The organism is Bacillota bacterium (assembly GCA_029961055.1).
In the GTDB taxonomy this organism is placed as follows: Bacteria; Bacillota; Sulfobacillia; order JAIMAT01; family JAIMAT01; genus JAIMAT01.
The window spans coordinates 21,845-38,014 of the sequence record JASBVM010000027.1 but is presented as its reverse complement, the minus strand read 5'-3'; the positions used below and the strand labels follow the sequence as shown (position 1 = coordinate 38,014).

Here is a 16,170-nt window from a genome sequence, read left to right as displayed (position 1 = left end):
GGGATGGGTGTGGGAGAGTACCTGGTTCGCCGCATCTTACAGAGCCTCTTGGTCCTCTTCCTGGTGTCGGTGGTCAGCTTCGCTCTCATCCACGCCGCACCCGGCGGGCCGACGGCCATCTTCCTGCGGCCGGGCGTCTCGCCGGAGGTGCAGCGGATCCAGGCGCACAACCTCGGCCTGGATCGGCCCGTACCCATCCAGTACCTGAACTGGCTCGGTCTGATGCTGCGGGGCAACTTCGGCTACACGTTCAAGAACCACCTGCCGGTGGCCCAGATCGTCTGGCCGACCCTCGGCAACACCCTGATCCTGATGACCACGTCCTGGGTGCTGGCGCTCCTCATCGCCATCCCCTGGGGGATCTACAGCAGCACGCGGCAGTACGGCCTGGCCGACAACGCCGGCTCGGTGGTGGGATACATCGGCTTCTCCATGCCCGCCTTCTGGTTCGGCATCCTGCTCCAGATGTTCTTCGCCCTCAAGCTGGGCTGGTTTCCGCTTTCGGACATGCACAGCATGGGCCGGAGCGACCTGGGCGATCTCGTCTGGCACATGGTGCTGCCGGTGACGGTGCTGGTCCTGATCAACCTGGCGGGTTACCTCAAGTACTCGCGGGCCAGCATGCTGGAGGTGCTCAACCAGGACTACGTCCGCACGGCGCGGGCCAAGGGTGTCCCCGAGCGGCGGGTGGTCTTCCGGCACGCGCTGCGCAACGCGCTCATCCCCGTGGTCACCGTCCTGGGCCTCGACCTGCCCATCGTGGTGGCCGGCGCGGCCCTGACCGAGGCGGTCTTCAACTGGCCGGGCATGGGCCAGCTCTTCGTCCAGATGGCCTTCGCCCGCGAATACTCGGTGCTCATGGCCATCACCATGATCATCGCGGCCATGGTGGTGCTGGGGAACCTGCTGGCGGACATCCTCTACGCCATCATCGACCCGCGGGTGCAGCTGGGCGCCGGGGGGGCTGAGGCGCGATGAGCCAGGTGCTGCCCACGCCGCCCCAGGAGCTGCCTCCCGTCGCCGAGCCGGGCTTCGAGACCATCCAGCTCTCGGAGAAGCCGGAGTCTCCCTGGCGTTCGGCTGTCCGGCGCTTCCGGCAGAACCCCCTGGCGATGGCGGCGCTCGCCTTCGTCCTGCTGGAAGTGGTCGTGGCCATCCTGGCGCCCTGGATCAGCCCGTACGATCCGGCGAAGCCGGACTTGACCGCCATCATGCAGCCGCCGAGCCTCCAGCACTGGTTCGGCACCGACGACCTGGGACGGGACATCTTCTCCCGGGTGCTCAACGCCGGCCGGGTCTCGCTCCTGATCGGCTTCACCGTGGCGGCCGGCTCGGTCTTCATCGGCTCGCTGCTCGGGGGGATCGCGGGGTACTTCGGCGGCTGGATCGACACGGTGCTGATGCGCTTCGTCGACGTGATGCTCTCCTTCCCCGCGCTCTTCCTGAACATCCTGGTGCTGGCGATCTTCGGGACCAAGTTCCAGTACCTGATCCTGGTCCTGGTCTTCACCAGCTGGATGGGCGTCGCGCGGCTGGTGCGCGGCGAGTTCCTCCAGTTGCGGGAGATGCAGTACGTCGAGGCCGCGCGGGCCATCGGGGTCTCCAGCTGGAAGATCATGTTCAGCCACCTGATCCGGAACGCCGTGGCGCCCATCATCGTCAACGCGACGCTGATGGTGGGCGGCGCCATCCTGTCGGAGTCGGGCCTCTCCTTCCTCGGGCTGGGCGTGCAGCCGCCGCAGACCAGCTGGGGCCAGATGCTGAACGACGCGCAGAACTTCATGCTGACCGAGCCGTGGATGGCGGTCTTCCCCGGTCTCGCCATCTTTCTGACGGTGCTGGCGGTCAACTTCGTGGGCGACGGGATCCGGGACGCCATGGACCCCCGCCAGAAGGCTCGCGTGCCGAAAGGGAGGATCGAAGCATGGCGCGCCCGCTACTCCAAATCGAAGGCCTGACGGTCGGCTTCTTCACCGACCGCGGCTACCTGAAAGTGCTCGACGGCATCTCGCTGGAGGTGAACGAGGGCGAGACGCTCTGCGTGGTGGGCGAGTCCGGCAGCGGCAAGAGCGTCACCGCCCTGAGCGTGATGCGGCTGATCGAGCACGACAACGGAGCCATCCTGGGCGGGCGGATCCTCTTCGGCGGCGAGGACCTGGCGACCAAGAGCCAGGACCAGATGCGCCGCATCCGCGGCAGTGAGATCGCGATGATCTTCCAGGAGCCGATGACCGCCCTCAACCCCGTCTTCACCGTCGGCGACCAGATCGCCGAGGCGGTCATGCTCCACCAGGGGAAGTCGAAGGAGCAGGCGTGGGCGCGGGCGGTGGAGATGCTCCGCCTGGTGGGCATCCCCGAGCCCGAGGTCCGGGTCCAGCAGTACCCGCACGAGTTCTCCGGCGGCATGCGGCAGCGGGCCATGATCGCCATGGCGCTGGCCTGCAACCCGCGGCTCCTGATCGCCGACGAGCCGACCACGGCGCTGGACGTCACCATCCAGGCGCAGATCCTCGACCTGCTCCGCCAGCTGAAGTCCGAGTTCGGGATGTCGATCCTCCTCATCACCCACGACATGGGCATCGCGGCGGAGATGGCCGACCGGGTGGCGGTCATGTACGCCGGCCGGGTGATGGAGACGGGGACGGTCTTCGAGCTCTTCGACGCGCCGAGCCACCCGTACACCCAGGGGCTGCTGGCCTCCATCCCGGGGATGGAGGGGGAGCGGGGCGGCCGGCTCCACACCATCAAAGGAAGCATTCCCAACCTGGCCAACCTGCCGTCGGGCTGCAGGTTCAACCCCCGCTGCCCGTGGGCGGAGGAGCGCTGCCGGCGGGAGGAGCCGCCCCTCCGCCGCATCAACGGACACCAGGTGGCCTGCTGGCGCGCCGAAGAGGTGGCCGCCGCCGGCCAGGGCGCCGGCGCGACCGCCGTCGCTCCCGCGGCCGGCGAGGCCGGGTCGCCGGACGGCGGCGTGACGGCGGGCGGCGCCGGGCTGGGCAGCTCGACGCGGGAAGGGGTGAGCCGGGCATGAGCGCGGGGACCGCCAAGGCGCTCGAAGGCTCGCTGCAGGCGGAGGCCGCCGAGCCGCTCGTTCGCGTCGTCCACCTGAAGAAGTACTTCCCCATCCGCCGCGGCCTCCTGGGCCACGTGGTGGGCCAGGTGCGCGCGGTCGACGACGTGAGCCTGGAGATCCAGGCGGGGGAGACCTTCGGCCTGGTGGGCGAGTCCGGCTGCGGCAAGACCACGCTGGGCCGCGTCATCCTCCGGCTCCAGCCGGCCACGTCCGGCTCCGTCTTCTTCGAGGGCCAGGAGATCCTCCATCTCCCCGCCTCGCGGCTCCGGCCGATGCGCAAGGAGATGCAGGTCATCTTCCAGGACCCCTACGGCTCGCTCAACCCGCGCTTCACCGTCGGCGACATCATCGCCGAGCCCCTGCGCGTCCACCGTTACGGCTCGCCCCAGCAGATCGACGAGCGCGTACGCGAGCTGATGCGCATGGTCGGCCTCGACCCGGCCTGGCGGAACCGCTTCCCGCACGAGTTCTCGGGCGGCCAGCGGCAGCGGGTGGGCATCGCCCGGGCGATCGCGCTCAACCCCAAGTTCATCGTCGCCGACGAGGCCGTCTCGGCGCTGGACGTCTCCGTCCAGTCGCAGATCCTCAACCTGCTCAGCGACCTGCAGGACCAGCTGGGCCTCACCTATCTCTTCATCGCCCACGGCCTCAACGTGGTCCGGCACATCTCCGACCATGTGGGCGTCATGTACCTGGGCCAGCTGGTGGAGGTGGCGGAGACCGGGGAACTCTTCGATCACCCGGCCCACCCGTACACCGCCGCGCTCCTGTCGGCCGTACCCCTGCCCAATCCCCACCGCAGGCGGCAGCGGATGATCCTGCAGGGCGAGGTGCCGTCGCCGGCCCATCCACCCTCGGGTTGCCGGTTCCATCCGCGTTGTCCTTTCGCACAGCCCGTCTGCGCCGAGCAGGCGCCGCAGCTGCGCGAGGTGGCGGCCGGCCATCAGGTGGCCTGCCACTTTCCGCTGAGCTAGACATCCCGGCCGGGTCGGCCGGAGAACCGGGGAGGGCTCTCCGGGAAGGGAGGGAGACCGTTGACGGAGCGACTCCTGCAAGTGGACGACCTGAAGACCATCTTCCGCACCGAGGACGGGGTGGCGCGCGCCGTCGACGGCGTCAGCTTCGACCTGGGGCGGGGCGAGACGCTGGGCATCGTCGGCGAGTCGGGCAGCGGCAAGAGCGTCACGTCGCTCTCCATCATGCGGCTGATCTCCGACCCGCCAGGCCGGATCGCGGGCGGTCGGATCCTCTTCGAGGGCCGCGACCTGCTGCGGCTGAGCGAGCGGGAGATGCGGAAGATCCGGGGCAACGAGATCTCGATGATCTTCCAGGAACCCATGACCTCGCTCAACCCGGTCTTCACCGTCGGCTACCAGATCGAGGAGAGCATCCGGCTCCACCAGAAGGTGGACGCCCGCGAGAGCCGGGCACGGGCGATCGAGATGCTCCGCCGGGTGGGCATCCCCTCCCCGGAGGTGCGCGTGGACCAGTACCCGCACCAGATGTCGGGCGGCATGCGCCAGCGGGTCATGATCGCCATGGCGCTGGCCTGCAACCCCAAGCTCCTCATCGCCGACGAGCCGACCACGGCGCTGGACGTCACCATCCAGGCGCAGATCCTGGAGCTGATCAAGGAGCTGAAGAAAGAGTTCGGGACGGCGGTCCTCCTGATCACCCACGACATGGGCGTGGTCGCCGACATGTGCGACCGGGTGATCGTCATGTACGCCGGCAAGGTGGTGGAGGAGGCGCCGGTGGACGACCTCTTCGAGCGGCCGCTCCACCCCTACACCGAGGGGCTGCTCCACTCCATTCCCAGCATGGAGCGGCGCCGCGAGAAGCTCCACGTGATCGAGGGGAACGTGCCCAACCCGCTGGCGCTCCCCAAGGGGTGCGCCTTCGCCCCGCGCTGCCCGTACGCCGTCGACCGCTGCCGGCAGGAAGAGCCGCCCCTGGAGACGGCGGCGGCGGGCCGCCGGGTCGCCTGCTGGCGGCACGGCGAGATCGAGACCCGGGGGGTGGCCTGAGTGGCGCTGGCTCAGCCGAGGAGCGAGCGGGCGGCCGGCGGGGCGCCGGCCGCCCGCCCCGAGGAGGTCCTCCTGGACGTCCGCGACCTGAAGAAGCACTTCCCCATCACCGGCGGGCTCCTGGGCCGGGTGACCGGCTGGGTGCGGGCGGTGGACGGCGTCAGCTTCCACATCCGCCGCGGCGAGACCATGGGGCTGGTGGGCGAGTCGGGCTGCGGCAAGTCGACCACCGGCCGCCTGGTCCTGCGCCTGATCGAGCCCACCTCCGGCCAGGTCCTCTTCGAGGGGCGCGACATCTACAGGCTCGGCCGGGAGGAGATGCGGAAGCTCCGGCGCGAGATGCAGATCGTCTTCCAGGATCCCTACGGCTCGCTCAACCCGCGCATGACGGTGGGCGACATCGTGGGGGAGCCGCTGGAGATCCACGGCCTCGCCAGGGGTCGCGCCAAGGAGGAGCGGGTGCGGGAGCTGCTGGAGGTGGTGGGCCTCAGCGCCGCCCACGTCCGGCGCTACCCGCACGAGTTCTCCGGCGGTCAGCGGCAGCGGATCGGCGTCGCGCGAGCGCTGGCGCTCAACCCGAAGCTGCTGGTGCTCGACGAGCCGGTCTCGGCGCTGGACGTCTCCGTCCAGTCGCAGGTGATCAACCTGCTGGAGCGGCTCCAGGAAGAGTTCCACCTCACCTACCTGTTCATCGCCCATGACCTGGCCGTGGTCCGGCACATCTCCGAACGGGTGACGGTGATGTACCTGGGCCAGGTGGTGGAGTCGGCGGAGACGGACGAGCTCTACGCCAACCCGCTCCACCCGTACACCCAGGCGCTCCTCTCGGCGGTCCCGCTGCCCAACCCCAAGGTGCAGAAGTACCGGCAGCGGATCGTCCTCCAGGGCGACGTCCCCTCGCCCGCCCACCCGCCCTCGGGCTGCCGCTTCCACACGCGCTGCCCCTTCGCCATGGACGTCTGCCGCGAGGTGGAGCCGCCCATGGTCGAGGTGGCCGCCGGCCACCGCGTGGCCTGCCACCTTCACCCCGGCAGGGCCGCGGGCCAGCCGGAGACGGCGGTGCCGTCGCCGGCGCCGGGGCAGGGCGGGCCGGCCGCCTGACGGGATCGCCGGCGACCGGTCTCCGGCTTCTCCGGCCGGGGAGGGGGCGACTCGCCTCCGCCCCGGCCGTCGTGGTAGAACGAGCTTTGACGGGCGGAAGAGGGCTTCCCGGCACCCTTCCGCCGGAGGGGAGGTTTCCGGCGAGATGGCCATCACCCCCGAGGAGGTGCGCCACGTGGCGCGCCTGGCGCGGATGGCCCTGGACGAGGAGGAGGTCCGGGCGCTGGCGGGGGAGCTGGGCGCGATCCTCTCCTACGTCGCCCAGCTTCAGGAAGTGGACACCTCCGACCTGGCGCCCACCGCCCACGTGCTCGACCAGGTCAACGCGCTGCGGGAGGACGAGCCGCGCCCGGGCCTCGGGCGCGAGCAGCTGCTGGAGCAGGCACCGGACCGGGAGGGCCCCTTCTGGCGGGTGCCCCGGGTGATCGGCGAGGAAGGCGAGAACTCCGGCGGGGAGGCGGAACCGTGATCCCGGCGCTGCGGCCGGTCCACCAGTGGCTCGCCTCGGGCGCGAGCCGCCGGGAGATCGCGGAGTTCTACGTGGAGCGGATGGCGAGGCTGGACGGGCGGGTCCACGCCTTCCTGGCGCAGACGCCGGAGCGGGCGCTGGAGGCGGCGATCCGGGCCGACCGGGAGGGGGGGCGCGGGCCCGGCCCCTGGGCCGGCCTGCCCATCGCGCTGAAGGACAACCTGGTCACCGCCGGGCTCCGCACCACCTGCGCCTCGCGCATGCTGGCGGACTGGGTGCCGCCCTACACGGCGACCGCGGTGGAGCGGCTGGAGGCGGCGGGACTCGGCTGGCTGGGCAAGACCAACATGGACGAGTTCGCCATGGGCTCCTCCACCGAACACTCGGCCTTCGAGCCGACGCGCAACCCGCTGGACCTGGAGCGGGTCCCCGGCGGCTCCAGCGGAGGCTCGGCGGCGGCGGTGGCGGCGGGCATGGCACCCTGGGCGCTGGGCTCGGACACCGGCGGGTCGATCCGCCAACCGGCCGCCTACTGCGGCCTGGTCGGCCTGAAGCCCAGCTACGGGCGGGTCTCGCGCTACGGGCTGGTCGCCTTTGCCAGCTCGCTGGACCAGATCGGGCCGATCACGCGCGACGTCCGCGACGCCGCCGTGCTGCTCGGGCTGATCGCCGGTCACGACCCGCGCGACGCCACCTCGGCCGACCGGCCGGTGCCCGACTACCTGGAGGGGCTGGAGGAGGGCGCCCGGGGGCTCCGCGTCGGCCTGCCGCGGGAGTACTTCGGCGAGGGGATCGCGCCCGCGGTGCGCGAGGCGGTGCTGGGAGCGGCGAGGAAGCTGGAGCGGGAGGGGGCGCGGGTGGAGGAGATGGAGCTTCCTTCCACCCGGTACGCGCTGGCCACCTACTACGTGATCGCGCCGGCGGAGGCCTCGGCCAACCTGGCGCGCTACGACGGCGTCCGCTACGGCTACCGCGCGGCGGGGGCCAAGAGCTACGGCGAGCTGTACGACCGGACGCGGCAGAAGGGTTTCGGGGCGGAGGTGCGGCGGCGGATCATGCTGGGCACCTACGCGCTCAGCGCCGGCTACTACGACCAGTACTACCTGAAGGCGCAGAAGGTGCGGACGCGGATCCGGCAGGAGTTCCGGGAGGCCTTCCAGCGCTACGACCTGCTCCTGACGCCGACGGCGCCCACCGTCGCCTTCCGGCTGGGGGAGGTCTCCGACCCGCTCACGATGTACATGAACGACATCTGCACCATCCCGGCCAACCTGGCGGGGCTGCCGGCGATCTCGCTCCCCTGCGGGAGCGCGGAGGGGCTGCCCGTGGGCGTCCAGCTGATGGCGGCTCCCTTCGAGGAGGCGCTCCTGCTCCGCGCGGCCCGGGCGCTGGAGGCGGCGCTGGGGCTGGAGCCCTGGCCGCCGGCGGCCGAGCTGGAGGAGGTGGCGCCGTGAGCCGCCTGCTGGAGCGGCCCGAGGCCGGGCGGGGAGCGCCCGGGGCGACGGACGCCTACGAGATGGTGATCGGGCTGGAGGTCCACGTCGAGCTCTCCACGCGGACCAAGATGTTCTGCTCCTGCCCCGCCGACTTCGGCGACGAGCCCAACACCCACGTCTGCCCGGTCTGCATGGCGCTGCCGGGCGCGCTCCCGGTCCCCAACCGGCGCGCCGTCGAGTTCGCCATCCGGGCGGCGCGGGCGCTCCACTGCGAGATCGCCCGCGAGACCAAGTTCGACCGGAAGAACTACCACTACCCGGACCTCCCCAAGGGCTACCAGATCTCCCAGTACGACCAGCCGCTGGCGCGGAACGGCTGGCTGACCGTCGACGTGGGCGAGGGTCCGCGGCGGATCCGCATCCGCCGCCTGCACATGGAGGAAGACGCGGGCAAGTCGCTCCACGGCGGCGAGAACGGCGCCGGGGGCGCGGGGGAGACGAAGGGGGAGACGACGCTCCTCGACTTCAACCGCGCCGGCGTGCCGCTGGTGGAGATCGTCTCCGAGCCCGACATCCGCTCGCCCGAGGAGGCCCGCGCCTATCTCGAGATGCTGCGGGCGACCGTCCTCTACACCGGCGTCTCCGACGTCAAGATGGAGGAAGGCTCGCTCCGCTGCGACGCCAACATCTCCATCCGCCCCCGCGGTTCGAAGGAGCTGGGGGTGCTGGTGGAGGTCAAGAACATGAACTCCTTCCGCGCCGTCCAGCGCGCCCTGGCCTACGAGGCCGAGCGGCAGGCGGAGGCGCTGGCGCGGGGCGAGCGGATCGAGCGCGAGACGCGCCACTGGGACGAGAACCGCGGCGTCACCCTGCCCGGCCGCTCCAAGGAGGAAGTGAACGACTACCGCTACTTCCCCGAACCCGACCTGGTGCCGCTGATGATCGACCCCGCCTGGGTGGCGGAGATCGAACGCTCGCTGCCGGAGCTGCCCGAGCAGCGCCTCGCCCGCTACCAGGAGGCCGGCCTGGCCTACAAGGAAGCCTGGACCCTGGTCACCCAGCGGGAGCTGGGCGACTTCCTGGACGCGGCGGTGGCGGCCGGGGCGCCGTTCCGCCAAGCGGCCAACTGGCTCCTGGGCGAGGTGAGCGCCCGCCTGAACGAGACGGGCGAGCCGCTCGCCTCGCTGCGCCTGACGCCCCAGGGGCTGGCCGAGCTGATCGGCCTGGTGGAGGAGGGGACGGTCACCGCCACGCTGGCCAAGCAGGTCTTCGCGCGGATGCTGGAGACCGGCGACGACCCGCGCCAGATCGTGGAGCGCGAGGGTCTGGTCCAGATCCGCGACGAGTCGGCGCTGGAGGCGGTGGCCGACAAGGTGATCGAGGCCAACCCCAAGGTGGTGGCCGACATCCTGGGCGGCAAGGAGAAGGCCGTGGCCGTGCTGGTCGGCCAGGTGATGCGCGAGACGCGGGGCAAGGCCAACGCGGCCAAGGTGAACGAGGTGCTCCGCCGCCGTCTGGAGCGCCTGCGCGAGCGGGAGGAGTAGCTGCCGGAGACGGGAGGGCGGCAGCGGGAGAGGCGGGGCCGCCGCGGTACCCTGCCCGCGGGCGGTCCCGGGCTCAGAAGCGGATGGCGAAACCGGCCTCGCCTCCGACGGGCGGCCGTGAGGAAGTGTCCACCGCGTCCACCCGGGCGCCGGCGGGGCCGCGCTGGCACCAGCGCAGGAACCGCTCCAGGGTCTCGGGATCGGCCTGCGCCTCCAGCTCGACGCTGCCGTCCTCCACGTTCCGGACCCAACCCGTGACCCCCAGCCGCTCCGCCTCGGCCTGGGCGCCGGCACGGAAGCCGACGCCCTGGACGCGGCCGCGGATGTGCAGGTGGACGCGCAGCTGCCGGCTGCCGTCTCGCGCGGTCTCCATGCGGTTCCCCCTCCTTCGCCCTGCGCAGTCTACACTAGGAACGCCATGACCAGGACCATCATGGAGGAGCGGACCGTCGAGGTCGAGTCGCTGGCCGCCGAGGGCGACGCGGTCGCCCACGACGCCGGCGGCCTCACCCTCTTCATCCCCTACGGCGCGCCGGGCGACCGGCTGCGCGTGGGCATCGAGGAGCGCCACGCCCGCTGGGCGAGGGCGCGGATTCTGGAGATGGCCGACCCCTCGCCGCAGCGGGTGGCGCCGCCCTGCCCGGTCTTCGGCCGCTGCGGAGGCTGCACCTGGCAGCACGTCGCCTACGAGGCGCAGCTGGCGGCCAAGCGGCGCCTGGTCCGGGACGCGCTGGAGCGGATCGGACACCTGGGCGGGGTGGAGGTGGAGGCGACGCTTCCTTCGCCGTCTCCCTGGCGCTACCGGAACAAGGCGGCGGTGCCGCTGGGCAGGGGGCCGGAGGGGGAGCTCCAGGCCGGCTTCTACCAGAGGGAGACGCATCGCATCGTTCCCTTCGTCGACTGCGTCGCCGAGCACCCGCTCATCGACCGGGTGGTGGCAAGCTTCCTGGAGGTCGCGCGCGAGCGCGGGCTCGAGGGGTACGACGAGCGCAGCGGGCGCGGGCTCCTCCGCCACCTGGTGGTCCGGGTGGCGCCGCGGGCGGGCCGTGCGCTGGCGGCGGTGGTGGTGGCGGCGGCCGCGTGGCCGGAGGGGGCGGCGGTGGCGGGGGAGCTGATGCGGCGGGTGCCGGAGCTGGAGGGCGTGGTGGCCTCCGCCCACCCGCGCCCGGGGAACGCCGTCTGGGGCGAGCGGGAGTGGACGCTGGCCGGCCGGCCCGAGCTGGAGGAGCCGATGGAGGTCCCCGGCTGGGGCCGGCTCCGCTTCCGCGTCGCCGCCCGCTCGTTCTTCCAGGTGAACGAGGCGCAGGCCGAGCGGCTCTACGCGCTGGCGCTGGACGGGGCCGGCCTCGGGCCCGGCGACCGCGTGGTCGACCTGTACACGGGCGTCGGCACGCTGGCGCTCTTCGCGGCGCTCCGGGCGCGCCGGGTGACGGGGATCGAGGAAGTGGCGGCGGCGGTGGAGGACGCCCGCCAGAACGCGGAGCGGAACGGGCTCGGCCACGTCCGCTTCCTGCGGGGGAAGGCGGAGCGGCTCCTGCCCCGCCTGGTGGCGGGCGGAGAGCCGGTCGACGTCCTCCTTCTCGACCCGCCCAGGAAGGGCGCGGCGCCCGAGGTGCTGGCGGCGATCCGGCGCGCCGCCCCCCGCCGGGTCGTCTACGTCTCCTGCAACCCGGCCACGCTGGCCCGGGACCTGGCGCTGCTCGCCGGGGCGGGGGAGGGCGCCTCCTACCGGGTGGAGCGGGTGGCCCCGGTCGATCTCTTCCCGCAGACCGCCCACGTCGAGGCGGTCGCCTGGCTGGCGCGGAACGCCTAGGACCTAGCGCGAGAGCCGGACCCGGCCCGCCGGGTCCCAGCTCACCCGGAGGCCGGCGGCCTCGGCCGCCTCGCGCAGCGGGACGTAGAGGACGTCCCCCAGCCTCCGCGCGGGCACCGCCATCCAGCGCGAGCCCCCGGAGGAGGCCAACCGGAGGCTCTCCCCGCGCACCTCGATCCAGCGGCCGTCCTGCTCGGCGCGCGCCACCGCGGGCCGGGCGGGGTTCCAGACCACCTTCCATCCCAGGGCCTGGAAGAAATCCCGGAAGGGGACCATCAGGCGCCCGCCCGCCGACCAGCGCGGGATGGGGAGGGGCCGGCCCTGGAGGCTGACCGGCGGACCGCCCGGCTCGGGGGCCGGCGCGCCTGCCGTGGAGAAGCGGGCGCGGACGGCGAAGGGCCGGGCGCCCGTACCGGTGAGGGCGACCCCGTCCACCTGGTAGACGTAACTCCGGTCCGCCTCCAGCGGCTTCCTGGGCAGCAGGACCAGCGTCTGCTCCAGCTCCGTCCGCGCCTCGGAGGTGTCGCCCGGCGTGATCAGCCAGAAGGGGACGGGCCTGCCGTCCTCGTCGGCCAGGCTGGCCGCCCGGACGACGACAGACTCGACGGTGCTGCCGTAGAAGCCGACGGTGATCGGGTAGCCGGTCGGGTAGCGGGCCCCGGGGACCAGGCGGAGCGGGTCCGGCACCTCGCCCGGGTAGAAGGCGGTGGGGACGCCGAACTGGCCGTCGGCGGGGTAGACCACCGGCCCGCCCAGGCCGGCTTCGGGAACCGCCCCCAGCACCATCACCGAGGCGCGCCGGTCCGAGTCGGCCGGGAGCGGCCCGCGGTCGTAGCCGGCCGCCCGCGCGCCGGGGTCGAGCAGCGCGATCCGGTGGTAGATGGAATCCATCCAGGCTGCCAGGGAGCCGGCCGGCGAGCTGGCGCCCGCCTCGATCACCTCCCGGGCGGCGGGCCAGACGGCACCGTAGGTGCGGGCGCGGTCGAGCGGCCCCGCCCCGGTGAAGCCGGGGGCCTCCGGCTCCTCTTCGTGGGCGGTCGCGTCCAGCTGGCCGTCGGGCCGGTTCAGCTCGAGGTAGAGGAGATGGGAACGGGCGGCGGCGGTCAGGGCGGCGTCGGGCGCCACGGGCGGCAGGTCCAGGGCGGCGCGGATCCGGTTGAGCCGCGCCACCTGCTCCAGCGCCGCACCCTCCGGGGCGGGCGGTTCCGGCGGTGCGCCGGTCAGGACCCGGAAGGTCCAGGACTCCTCGGCGTAGTAACCCCGGTAGGCCACGTAGATGGAGGCGTGATGCAACCCCGGCGGCAGCGGCGCCGGTGGCCGGTGGCCCACCCACCCGTCCGGCTGGACCGCCGCGGGCAGGGGCCGGCCGTCCAGCTCCAGCGCGGCCAGCACCTGGTCGGGGCGGAAGCCGGGCTGCGGCACCAGCCGGAGGCCGATCTCCGGGCGGGAGACGGCGATGGTCCCGCTGGGAAGGGGAAGGTAATAGCGGAAGCCGCCCTCGGCCGGCCCGGCGGGCGGCTGCGGGCTCTCCCGCTGGTGGGGCGGCGGGCCCGGCTCGACCGGTCCCGTGCCGGAGACGGGCGACGGTCCCGCCCTGCCCGAGGCCGGCGCGTCCCCGCCCGGCAGGCGGTGGAGCGGCGAGGCGGCGGGGAGGGCGAGCAGGACGACCACCGCGAGGGCGGTGGGCAGGAGCCACCAAAGCCGGCGACGATGGGGGGAGGTGCGGCGCGAGGCGCCTGGAAGCTGCAAGGTGGAACGGTGCGCCTCCTGTCCGCAGGAGATGAGGGCCTTGATCCGTCCAGTCCCCGGTGACATTATCCCGCCCGGCTCGCCGCGGCTCAACGCGGGCGAGCTGCGGAAGAGGCGCCTCCGCCGCGAGGCGCGCCGCCTCGGCCTGCCCCGCCTGGGCGTGGCGGAGGCGGCCGCCTGGCCCGAGGCGCAGCGCCGTCTCCGGCTGCTCCGCCGGCGCGGCATCGACGTCCCCTTCACCCGCGGCGAGCCGGAGGAGCGGAGCGACCCCGCCGCGCTCCTGCCCGGTGCCCGCTCGCTCCTGGTGGCGGCGCTGCCGTACGGGCCCGCCGCCGGCCCTTCCCCGGCCGGGCCTGCGGCCGGAGAGCCCGCCACCCCCTCGGCGCAGTGCGCCACCGGCCGGATCGCCCGCTACGCCGCCGCCGAGGATTACCACCCGCTCCTCCGCCGGCGCCTGGAGGCGCTGGGCCGGTGGCTGGAGGCGGAGGTGCCCGGCGCCCGCTGGCGGGCGAGCGTCGACGGCGGCCTGCTCAGCGAGCGGGCGGCGGCGGTGGCGGCGGGGCTCGGCTGGGTCGGGCGGAACGGCTGCCTGATCACGCCCGAGTTCGGTTCCTGGCTCGTCCTGGGCGTCCTGGTGACGGACGTGGAGCTGCCGCCCGACCCGCCCGCGACCGGCGGTTGCGGGCGCTGCCGGCGCTGCCTGGAAGCCTGCCCCACGCGCGCCCTCCTCGGCGACGGCCTCCTCCGGCCCGACCGCTGTCTCTCCACCTGGACCCAGCGGGCGGCGCCCCTGCCGCCGGAGCTCCGTGCCCCCCTGGGCGACCGGCTCTGGGGCTGCGACACCTGCCAGGAAGTCTGCCCCTACAACCTCCGCCTGCGGAAGGCCGGCCATCCGCGAGGCGAGCCCTGGCCGGCGCGGCCCGAGCGGCTCCCGCTGGCCGAGGTGGCCGCCATGGGCCACGGAGCCTTCCGGCGCCTCTTCGGACGGACGCCCGCCGCCTGGCGCGGGCCGCGCCCGCTGCGGCGGAACGCGCTCCTGGCGCTGGGCAACCTGCCCCGCTCCGCCTGGGGCGCGCGGGAGGAAGCGGCCCTCCGCCGGGGCCTCGCCTCCCCCGACCCCCTGCTGCGCGAGGCGGCCGCCTGGGCGCAGGAGCGGCGCTCCTCCCCGCTGGGGGTGGTCGTCGGCTCGCTCAACCCGAGCAAGGTGGAGGCGGCCCGGGAGGTCTTCGAGCGGCTCTGCCCGGGCGCGCGGGTGGAGGGGATCGCGGTCCCCAGCGGCGTCCGCCCGCAGCCCCTCGGGGAGGAGGAGACGCTCCGCGGTGCCATGGGCCGGGCGCGGGCGGCGCTGGAGGCGGCGCCCTGGGCCGACCTGGGCGTGGGCATGGAGGGGGGCGTCGACCTCGCCGGCGACGGCGCCTGGCTGATCAACTGGTGCGTGGTGGCGGGGCGGGACGGCTCCGTCTCCCGCGCCCGGGGACTGACCATGCCGCTGCCCGAGCGCTTCCTGGAGCCGCTGCGCGCCGGGCGGACCCTGGGCGAACTGATGGCGCGGGAGAGCGGGGACGCGGAGATCAACAGCCACGAGGGCGCCGTCGGCTGGTTCACCCGCGGCCTGGTCGACCGGCGCCACCTCTGGCGGGACACCCTGGCGGCCGCCCTCGCCCGCCGGGTGGACCGGGCGGCCGGAGGCGGCGATGGTGGACACCCCGGGTCGGCTTTATAATAGTGATCGTGTGAACAAAGGGTGGCGGCGTAGAGAGGGGCGACCTTCATGCCGGAACCTGCAAACGTGGACATCTTGTTCTTCTTCCTCGGCGGCATCGCCTTTGCGCTGCTGATGATCTACGCCTCGGTCCTGCTGCGGCGGGATCACCCCGAGACCCGCAAGCGGATGCCCTACGAATCGGGGATCATACCGCGGGGAGACGCCCGGGTTCAATTCAACGTCGCCTATTACGTGATCGCGCTCATGTTCGTCGTCTTCGACGTGGAGACCGTCTTCCTCTACCCCTGGGGCGTCGCCTTCCATCGCGTCGGCCCGGCCTTCGCTCTGGTCGAGGGCCTCGTCTTCATCGCCATGCTGGTGGTCGGCTTGATCTACGCCTGGCGAAAGAAGGTGTTGACATGGGAGTGAACGATCAGGAGCAACCGGGCAAGGCTCAGCCGGGGCAGGTACCGGAGCAGGGGCAGCCCCGGCAGGGGGCGGCTCCGGCGGACGGCTCCCAGCCTTCTCCGGCGACCCCCGCGGCCGAGCCTCCCCGGCCGGCGCCCCGCCAGCGGCCCAGCGGACCGCTCCGGCCGCGGAACGAGAGGCCGGTGGTCCCCACCGGCGAGAGGAAGCCGCCGGCCCGGGTGCAGCTGCTGGACGAGCTGGGCCGCTTCGGCCCCGAGCAGGTGGGCTTCCAGGACGCCGAGATCCTGCCCGGCGTCTGGCGGCACGCGCCCGGGATCCTGACCACCAACCTGCAGACGCTGGTCAACTGGGGACGCCAGAACTCCATGTGGTACATGCTCTTCGCCACCGCCTGCTGCGGCATCGAGCTGATGGCCTTCGGCGCCTCCCGCTTCGACGCCGACCGGCACGGCATGGTCCCCTGGGGCTCGCCGCGCCATGCGGATGTGATGATCATCGCGGGCACCATCACGGAGAAGATGGCCGAGCCCACCGTCCGCCTCTACGAGCAGATGGCCGAGCCCCGCTACGTCATCTCCATGGGCGTCTGCGCCACCAACGGAGGCCCCTTCTGGCAGGGCTACAACGTGGTCGACGGCGTCGACAAGCTGATCCCGGTGGACGTCTACGTCCCCGGCTGCCCGCCGCGGCCCGAGGCGCTCCTCCACGCCATCTACCGGCTCCGCCAGAAGATCGCGCGGGCGGGCCTGGACCGGGCGCGCATCCGGGAGGGCCGGGAGCCGGAGCCGGCGCGCATCCTCACCCCGAGCCGGGGCTAGGGAGGC

The 16,170-nt window shown here is 73.2% G+C and carries 15 protein-coding genes; 13 read left to right on the top strand and 2 right to left on the bottom strand.

Annotated elements, in window-relative coordinates; all coding sequences use genetic code 11:
* Nucleotides 1–9 precede the first annotated feature (9 nt).
* The 9 genes from QJR14_07885 to gatB all read left to right on the top strand — a co-directional run bounded on the left by QJR14_07885 (nucleotide 10) and on the right by gatB (nucleotide 9,650).
* Nucleotides 10–978, top strand: a complete 969-nt coding sequence (locus QJR14_07885) for an ABC transporter permease (GenBank protein MDI3317518.1) — start codon at nucleotides 10–12, stop codon at nucleotides 976–978.
* A complete protein-coding gene (locus tag QJR14_07880) occupies nucleotides 975–1,958 on the top strand; it encodes an ABC transporter permease (protein MDI3317517.1) in 984 nt (327 codons plus the stop codon). The genes QJR14_07885 and QJR14_07880 overlap by 4 nt, the downstream gene beginning before the upstream one ends.
* On the top strand, nucleotides 1,925–3,031 hold the full coding sequence (locus QJR14_07875) for an ABC transporter ATP-binding protein (protein MDI3317516.1): 1,107 nt from the start codon (nucleotides 1,925–1,927) through the stop codon (nucleotides 3,029–3,031). Before QJR14_07880 ends, QJR14_07875 begins: the two co-directional genes overlap by 34 nt.
* Nucleotides 3,028–4,047 (top strand): ABC transporter ATP-binding protein, encoded by a 1,020-nt coding sequence (locus QJR14_07870; protein MDI3317515.1) that lies wholly within the window; start codon nucleotides 3,028–3,030, stop codon nucleotides 4,045–4,047. Before QJR14_07875 ends, QJR14_07870 begins: the two co-directional genes overlap by 4 nt.
* Nucleotides 4,048–4,107: 60 nt before the next feature.
* Nucleotides 4,108–5,100 carry an ABC transporter ATP-binding protein gene (locus QJR14_07865; protein ID MDI3317514.1) on the top strand — a complete coding sequence of 331 codons (993 nt, stop codon included), beginning with the start codon at nucleotides 4,108–4,110 and terminating at the stop codon, nucleotides 5,098–5,100.
* 6 nt (nucleotides 5,101–5,106) lie between these two features.
* Nucleotides 5,107–6,201: a dipeptide ABC transporter ATP-binding protein gene (locus QJR14_07860; protein MDI3317513.1), complete on the top strand. Its 1,095-nt coding sequence runs from the start codon at nucleotides 5,107–5,109 to the stop codon at nucleotides 6,199–6,201.
* Nucleotides 6,202–6,346: 145 nt separating this feature from the next.
* Nucleotides 6,347–6,670 carry an Asp-tRNA(Asn)/Glu-tRNA(Gln) amidotransferase subunit GatC gene (gene gatC, locus QJR14_07855; protein ID MDI3317512.1) on the top strand — a complete coding sequence of 108 codons (324 nt, stop codon included), beginning with the start codon at nucleotides 6,347–6,349 and terminating at the stop codon, nucleotides 6,668–6,670.
* Nucleotides 6,667–8,124, top strand: a complete 1,458-nt coding sequence (gatA, locus tag QJR14_07850; protein ID MDI3317511.1) for an Asp-tRNA(Asn)/Glu-tRNA(Gln) amidotransferase subunit GatA — start codon at nucleotides 6,667–6,669, stop codon at nucleotides 8,122–8,124. The genes gatC and gatA overlap by 4 nt, the downstream gene beginning before the upstream one ends.
* Nucleotides 8,125–8,186: 62 nt before the next feature.
* Nucleotides 8,187–9,650 carry an Asp-tRNA(Asn)/Glu-tRNA(Gln) amidotransferase subunit GatB gene (gene gatB, locus QJR14_07845; protein MDI3317510.1) on the top strand — a complete coding sequence of 488 codons (1,464 nt, stop codon included), beginning with the start codon at nucleotides 8,187–8,189 and terminating at the stop codon, nucleotides 9,648–9,650.
* Between the two features lie 73 nt (nucleotides 9,651–9,723).
* Here the strand turns inward: gatB and QJR14_07840 are convergent, their stop codons facing one another.
* Complete coding sequence (locus tag QJR14_07840) at nucleotides 9,724–10,023, bottom strand: acylphosphatase (GenBank protein ID MDI3317509.1); 300 nt, start codon at nucleotides 10,021–10,023, stop codon at nucleotides 9,724–9,726.
* A gap of 45 nt (nucleotides 10,024–10,068) precedes the next feature.
* On the opposite strand from QJR14_07840, the gene rlmD reads away from it, so the two are divergent.
* Nucleotides 10,069–11,463 (top strand): 23S rRNA (uracil(1939)-C(5))-methyltransferase RlmD, encoded by a 1,395-nt coding sequence (gene rlmD, locus QJR14_07835; protein MDI3317508.1) that lies wholly within the window; start codon nucleotides 10,069–10,071, stop codon nucleotides 11,461–11,463.
* A 3-nt stretch (nucleotides 11,464–11,466) separates the two neighbouring features.
* On the opposite strand, the gene QJR14_07830 is transcribed toward rlmD, so the two are convergent.
* Nucleotides 11,467–13,212 carry a stalk domain-containing protein gene (locus QJR14_07830; GenBank protein MDI3317507.1) on the bottom strand — a complete coding sequence of 582 codons (1,746 nt, stop codon included), beginning with the start codon at nucleotides 13,210–13,212 and terminating at the stop codon, nucleotides 11,467–11,469.
* A gap of 40 nt (nucleotides 13,213–13,252) precedes the next feature.
* Here QJR14_07830 and queG point away from each other — a divergent pair, with 40 nt between their 5' ends.
* From queG to QJR14_07815, 3 genes are read left to right on the top strand one after another with little or no spacing between them, the layout of a single operon-like run.
* Nucleotides 13,253–14,935, top strand: a complete 1,683-nt coding sequence (gene queG, locus QJR14_07825; GenBank protein MDI3317506.1) for a tRNA epoxyqueuosine(34) reductase QueG — start codon at nucleotides 13,253–13,255, stop codon at nucleotides 14,933–14,935.
* Nucleotides 14,936–14,983: 48 nt separating this feature from the next.
* On the top strand, nucleotides 14,984–15,346 hold the full coding sequence (ndhC, locus tag QJR14_07820; protein MDI3317505.1) for an NADH-quinone oxidoreductase subunit A: 363 nt from the start codon (nucleotides 14,984–14,986) through the stop codon (nucleotides 15,344–15,346).
* A complete protein-coding gene (locus tag QJR14_07815; GenBank protein MDI3317504.1) occupies nucleotides 15,337–16,164 on the top strand; it encodes an NADH-quinone oxidoreductase subunit B family protein in 828 nt (275 codons plus the stop codon). Before ndhC ends, QJR14_07815 begins: the two co-directional genes overlap by 10 nt.
* Nucleotides 16,165–16,170: the final 6 nt, after the last annotated feature.